Here is a 6,315-nt window from a genome sequence, read left to right on the forward strand (position 1 = left end):
ATGAAGGAGCTCGACCTTCAGACGGTTGGGATACCAATCCGAGAGCGCCGGCGGACTGCCCACAGCGCCACCGATGCGGTCGCCGCCGAAGGGGCATTTCCCCTGCATTTCGAAGGTCTTGGTGTTCAGATTTTTGGAATCGGCGATGGTCAACGCGGCGTCCTCTTCCTCGTCGTCGGGAGCGTCTGCTCGAAAAGCGCTTGCCCGGAAACGCCCCCGGAGCGCTCCGCGCTATTGGAGGCAATAACCCGAGGAATTATAGCGGGCCTGCAAAGAACGGACACGCTATCACGGCGATTTGATGGTCTGTGTATTCAGGCTCATCTTTTGGCGTGGCCCCTCATGCTGACAGAAGTCGCTCAATAATTCGTTGGACCGATCAGGACCGTCCGTAGAGTCGGACCGGTGATCCGCGATCGATGCCGGATGCGGCACAGTGTTCGCGTGTGTTCACGCCGTGGACGGTATCGGCCCGGAGCGTTTGTGCTGACGTGGGCAGGTTCGATGATCGCGTGAATCACGCGGACCCCAGGGGCGGAGGGCCTCCTGGTTCCCTCGTTGGAGGAACGGGCGTGTTGCGGCCTTACCGAGGGTGGCCGATGCTTACGCTGCGGCCCGGCCGGCGGTTGGAGATTCTCGCCTCCACGGTCGTGACCGTGCCGCCGGACCAGGACGGCGCGGCTTCGTCGGCGCCGCCCAACATCGGGAAGGGCTGTTCGGCTCGAGCGTGGGTCACTTTCCGCTTAGCGAAGCGTCCGGGGTTTTGGCGAGTGGCCGATCCGATTCGGTTCCAGGACAAAATCCCGTCCGCGATTCGGAACGCTTCGTCGCGTCCAGCTATTTCCGGTCCCCGTTCCGGGACACAGGAGTTCCCCATGCGTCGCCTCGTTCTCGCCCTCGCCGCCGTTACGGCGCTGACAGGACCCGTTCTCGCCAAGGACGAGGCTCCCACGCCGCCAACCACAGTGAAGTTTGCCCCCGTCCCGCAGGACGCCGTGCTGAGCTACAACCTCATCGGCCTCAACGTCGTCGACGGCACCAACAGCAATGTCGGCGAGATCAAGGATCTCGTCATCGAGAAGGGCAGGCTCACCGGCTACATTATGTCCGTCGGCGGCTTCCTCGGTGTGGGCGAACGTTACGTGGTGGTCGATCCGTCCTCGGTGGCGCTGACCTACGACGCCGGGGCGAAGAAGTGGAAGGCCTCGGTGAATGCCAGCAAGGACGCCCTGAAGGCCGCCCCCGAGTTCAAGTACGACGGCAAGTTCAAGCGCTGAGCGCACTTTGCGGGAGCGTTCGCGCGCGAGGTGGGTCGCGGTCCGGCCGAGGGCGGTGCAACGGCCCGGATCCGCTCCCCACCGCGGACCAATCGCGCGTCGGTTTCCGCCCGGGATCGACCCCGGCTCCATGCGGCGGACAGGGTGCCCCCCTGTCCGCCGAACCGGTGAAGGGCATCGGCGGCGGTGCGCTCAGAGAGACGGCGCCGGCGCCGGGTCGCCCCAGGTCTTGACCGGGAAGGTCACGTCGTAGGCCAGGTTGAAGACGAAGGCGTAGGCCACATAGAAGGCTGCGATCGCGAGATCCATGAAGAAGGCTTCGGTGAAGCCGATGCCGAGATACCAAGCGATCGGCGGCAACAGGATCACGAGAAGCCCCGCCTCGAACAGCACCGCATGCGCCACCCGCAGCATGAGGCTCTTGCGGGTATGCCCGACGACGCGCTGCATCGTCCGGTCGAAGCCGAGGTTGTAGAGGTAGTTCCACACCATCGCAGCCAGGGCGCTGCCTACGCCGATCACGCCCATGGCCGAGGCCTGCAGCCCGAACAGCAACGTCCCGAGCGGGATGATCAGGGCGAGCCCCAGCACCTCGAACAGGATGGCGTGGCGGATGCGATCGCGAGTCGTGCGCATGATGTTTCCCGAAAACGGTCCCTTTGGTCCGGCGTCTTCTATCTGCCATACACCGAGCCGCAAGTTAGAACGTATCGGAAAACCGGATGGATCATGGTCTCGCTCGATCAACTCCAGGCATTCGTGGCGGCGGCCGAGGCCGGATCTTTCTCGGGCGCGGCCCGCGTGCTGCGGAAAGCCCAGTCGGCCGTCAGCACCCAGGTGGCGAACCTGGAGGCCGATCTCGGTGTCGTCCTGTTCAGCCGAGCGGGCCGCAATCCGGTATTGACCCCGGCAGGCGAGCGGCTGTTGCTGGAGGCCCGCGTGGTGCTCGAGCGGCGCGAGCACCTCGTCGGCGTGGCGCGCAGTCTGGAGCAGGGGGTGGAGAACCGGCTCGTGGTCGCCATCGACGAACTCTATCCCGAGCACGCCCTCGGCGCGCTGTTCGCGGACTTCGCGCGGCACTTCCCCTTCGTCGAACTGGAACTGCTCTTCCCGTTGATGGAGGATGTCAGCCGCATGGTGCAATCGGGGGCGGCCGACCTTGGCGTGATGTGGCGCCAGGAGGTGCTGCCCACGGAACTCGGCTTCCAGACCATCGGCTGGGTGCCCCTCAAGCTCGTCTGCGGGCGCGACCATCCCCTGGCGAAGGCGCGGGTGGCGTGGGAGGAGTTGAAACGGCATCGCCAGATCCTCGTCGCCGCGCGCAGCGACGGGCCCGAAAAGCGCCGCCTGCGGGTGGCCGCCGAGGTGTGGTGGGTGGAGAGCCACTGGGTCATCCTCGAGATGGTCAAGCACGGGATCGGTTGGGCTTTCGTCACGGACCACGTCATCGCCGCGTCGCAGACGGCGCCCGATCTCGTCACGCCGGATCTGCAATTCGATCAGGGCGACTGGCCCATCGCCCTGGAGCTGGTCTGGCACAAGCAGCGCCCCTGCGGACCGGCCGCGGCCTGGCTGCGCGAGCGCTTCGCGGCGGAGCGGGTCGGCAACGTGTCGGGCGTCGGCCGGACGGCCTGAGGACGGGAACTTCGCGCGCCCTCGTGTCCTGCGGACCCGCCACCGGGGCATGCCGATCCGGGTGAGCGGCATAGCCGTCCGACCGGTCTCGCGCGTTGATCCCTGGCGGACGCCGCGTCGCGAACCCGCTTGTGCGTACACGGGGCGGTGCGACGACGACGTGCCGGATACGCAGGACGAAACCTGGCATGAAGAGCCCCCGAAGCGGTGGCGCGCCGTTTCCATCGCCGCGTAGGCCGGCAAGCGTTCGTCGCGCGCGGACCGGTGCCGTCCAGCGGTGCCTGCGGCACGGCGCGCGGAGGACTCTTCGGAAGCGGGTGGGCAAAGGCGTCGCGGAGAGGTGTGGGTCGTGCAGGGCGGATCGGAGGAGGACGGGCCCGCCGCAGGGCCCGAGGCGGCACCGGCCTGTCTCGCCGGGGGCGGCGAGATGGCGGCGAGGCTGCGCACGCACGACTGGTCCGGTTCCTCCCTCGGACGACAGGAGACCTGGCCGGCCGGTCTGCGCGCGACCGTGAGCCTGATGCTGGGCTCGCGCTTTCCGATGTTCGCGGCCGTCGGGACCGAACTTGCCGTCCTCTACAACGACGCCTTTGCCGAGATTCTCGGGCTCCGGCATCCGGCCGCCCTCGGCCGGTCTTTTCGCGAGGTCTTTTCGGGTGTGTGGAGCGAGGTTGAGCCCATGGTCGCGCGCGCCCTCGCCGGCGAGGCGACCTTGTCCGAGAACATGCCGTTCGTGATCGAGCGGGGCGGCGACGCGGAGTCGGCGTCCTTCACGGTCTCCTACTCGCCCCTGCGGGACGACGCGGACAGGGTCGTCGGTGTGTTCTGCGCCTGCGCCGAGACGACGGCGCAGATCGCGGCGCAGGCGGACCTCGGCGAGACGGAAGCGCGCCTGCGCCTTGCGAGCGAGGCTTCCCACATCGGCTTCTGGGACGTGGACGTCGTGAACGACACGGCCTTCTGGCCGCAGCGGGTGAAGGCGATGTTCGGCATGTCGTCCGACGCCCCGGTCTCGGGCGCGGAGTTTCTCGCCGGCCTGCATCCCGACGACCGCGAGGCGACGATGGCGGCCTTCACCGCTGCGCTCGATCCTGCGCGCCGCGCCGTCTACGATGTCGAGTACCGGACCGTGGGCCAGGCGGACGGACTGGTCCGCTGGGTCGCCGCCAAGGGGCGCGGCCTCTTCGAGGGCGACCGCTGCGTGCGCGTGCTCGGGACCGCCCTCGAGATCACCGCCCGCAAGCAGTCCGAGGAGGCCCTGCGCGCCAGCGAAGAGCAGTTTCGCGTCTTGTCGCAGGTGCTGCCCAACCTCGTCTGGACCACCGATGCGGCCGGCGCCGCCGACTGGTTCAACGAGCGGGTTTACGCCTACAGCGCGTTGCGGCCCGGAACCCTCGACGCGGCGGGATGGCTCGCCATCATCCATCCGGACGACCAGGCCCGCGTGGCCAAGCGGTGGGGCGAGACCGTCGCCTCTCTGTCGGAATACCAGTGCGAATATCGTCTCCGGCGCGGGGACGGCGCCTATCGCTGGTTCCTGGCGCGGGCGCAGCCGGTGCTGGCCGGCGACGGTACCGTCCTGCGCTGGGTCGGCACCAGTACCGACATCGACGACCAGAAGCGAGTGATGGCCGAACTCGTCGGCTTCAACGAGGCCCTGGAGCAGCGGGTCGCCGAACGCACCGCCGAGCGCGACCGGGTCTGGCGCAACTCGCGCGACCTCCTCGTCGTCATCGGGTCCGACGGTGTCTTCCGGGCGGTGAACCCGGCCTGGGAGGCGATCCTGGGCCAGCATCCGTCGGACGTGGTCGGGCGCAGCTTCCTGGCGTTCGTATGGCCGGAGGATGCGGTCTTCACCGAGGCGGCTTTGTCTCAGGCCGCGGCTGCCGACCACCTCAACAACTTCGAGAATCGCTACCGCCATGCGGACGGCACCGCGCGCTGGATCTCTTGGCGGACCTCCGTGGAGGGGGGGCTGGTTTACGCCTATGGGCGGGACGTCACCGCGGAGAAAACCCAGGGCCAGGCGCTGCAGCAGGCCGAGGAAGCCTTGCGCCAGTCCCAGAAGCTGGAGGCAATCGGGCAATTAACCGGAGGGGTCGCGCACGATTTCAACAACCTGCTGACCATCATCCGGTCCTCGGTCGACTTCCTGCGCCGGCCGGATCTCGCGGAGGCGCGCAGGGCCCGCTACCTCAACGCAGTATCCGACACGGTGGACCGGGCGGCCAAGCTGACGGGACAGCTCCTCGCCTTCGCGCGGCGCCAGACCCTGAAGCCGGAGACGGTGGACGTCGGCAGCCGGCTGCACAGCGTCGCGGACCTGCTCGATACCGTGACGGGGGCGCGCATCGCGGTCCGGACGGAGCTGCCCGACCATGCCTGCTGCGTGCGGGTGGACGTCAGTCAGTTCGAGACCGCCCTCGTGAACATGGCGGTCAACGCCCGGGACGCGATGGAGGGCGAAGGAACCCTGACCCTGCGGCTGGATTGCGGCGTGCCGCTCCCGTCCATTCGCGGCCATGCCGGGGCCCCCGGGCCCTTCGCAGCGGTCTCGCTCACCGACACTGGCACGGGCATCGCTGCCGACGTCCTCACCCGGATCTTCGAGCCGTTCTTCACCACGAAGGCGGTCGGCAAGGGCACGGGCCTCGGCTTGTCCCAGGTGTTCGGCTTCGCCAAGCAGTCGGGTGGCGACGTGGCCGTCGCGAGCGAGCCGGGCCGGGGCACGACGTTCACACTCTACCTGCCCGAGGCGGAGATGGACTTCGTCGCGGCCGAGGACGGTTCCGAAACGGCGGCTCTGGAGCCGGGCGGCGCCGGCCAGCGCGTCCTGGTGGTCGAGGACAATATCGAGGTCGGGCGGTTCGCGACCCAGATCCTGCAGGACCTCGGCTACGCGACGACCTGGGCAGCCAACGCGGAGGAGGCGTTGGACCGCATCGGGTCGGATGGCGGCGGTTTCGACGTCGTGTTCTCCGACGTGGTCATGCCGGGCATGGGCGGGATCGAGCTCGCCAAGCTGTTGCGGCGGCGTCTGCCGGACCTACCCGTGGTCCTGGCCTCCGGCTACAGCCACGTGCTGGCCGAGGAAGGCGCGCATGGATTCGCGTTGCTGCAGAAGCCCTACTCGGCTGATCAGGTCTCCGCCATCCTGCGCCAGGTGGTCAGGCGCTGGACCGGTGGCGGGCGGTCTGCGACGCCGAGCCGGGGCAAGGGTGCGAAAGGGCGCGCCGACAGCTGACCCGGCGGAGGAACCGGCACACCGATCCTCGCCCCACCCCGCACCGATGGGGCGACCGGCGCCCTCGGGCGACGCCGGCCGTATCCCTGCTGGACCTCAGGCCGGGCGACGGCCGTCGGCGGCGTAGCGGTCGATGGCCGAGGGCAGCTCGCGCGAGAG

At 68.7% G+C, this 6,315-nt stretch carries 4 protein-coding genes; 3 read left to right on the forward strand and 1 reads right to left on the reverse strand.

What is annotated here, in order from left to right; all coding sequences use genetic code 11:
• Nucleotides 1–875: 875 nt before the first annotated feature.
• Complete coding sequence (locus tag ASF20_RS10675; protein WP_056274005.1) at nucleotides 876–1,277, forward strand: PRC-barrel domain-containing protein; 402 nt, start codon at nucleotides 876–878, stop codon at nucleotides 1,275–1,277.
• Nucleotides 1,278–1,469: 192 nt separating this feature from the next.
• On the opposite strand, the gene ASF20_RS10680 is transcribed toward ASF20_RS10675, so the two are convergent.
• Nucleotides 1,470–1,913 (reverse strand): PACE efflux transporter, encoded by a 444-nt coding sequence (locus ASF20_RS10680; RefSeq protein WP_056217874.1) that lies wholly within the window; start codon nucleotides 1,911–1,913, stop codon nucleotides 1,470–1,472.
• 90 nt (nucleotides 1,914–2,003) lie between these two features.
• On the opposite strand from ASF20_RS10680, the gene ASF20_RS10685 reads away from it, so the two are divergent.
• Together ASF20_RS10685 and ASF20_RS10690 are read left to right on the forward strand one after the other, a co-directional pair.
• Entirely contained in the window at nucleotides 2,004–2,912 is a 909-nt protein-coding gene (locus ASF20_RS10685) for a LysR family transcriptional regulator (RefSeq protein WP_056274010.1), read from the forward strand.
• A gap of 349 nt (nucleotides 2,913–3,261) precedes the next feature.
• Nucleotides 3,262–6,156, forward strand: a complete 2,895-nt coding sequence (locus ASF20_RS10690) for a PAS domain-containing protein (protein ID WP_348271546.1) — start codon at nucleotides 3,262–3,264, stop codon at nucleotides 6,154–6,156.
• Nucleotides 6,157–6,315 lie beyond the last annotated feature (159 nt).

Source organism: Methylobacterium sp. Leaf88 (assembly GCF_001422795.1).
Classification (GTDB): domain Bacteria; phylum Pseudomonadota; class Alphaproteobacteria; order Rhizobiales; family Beijerinckiaceae; genus Methylobacterium.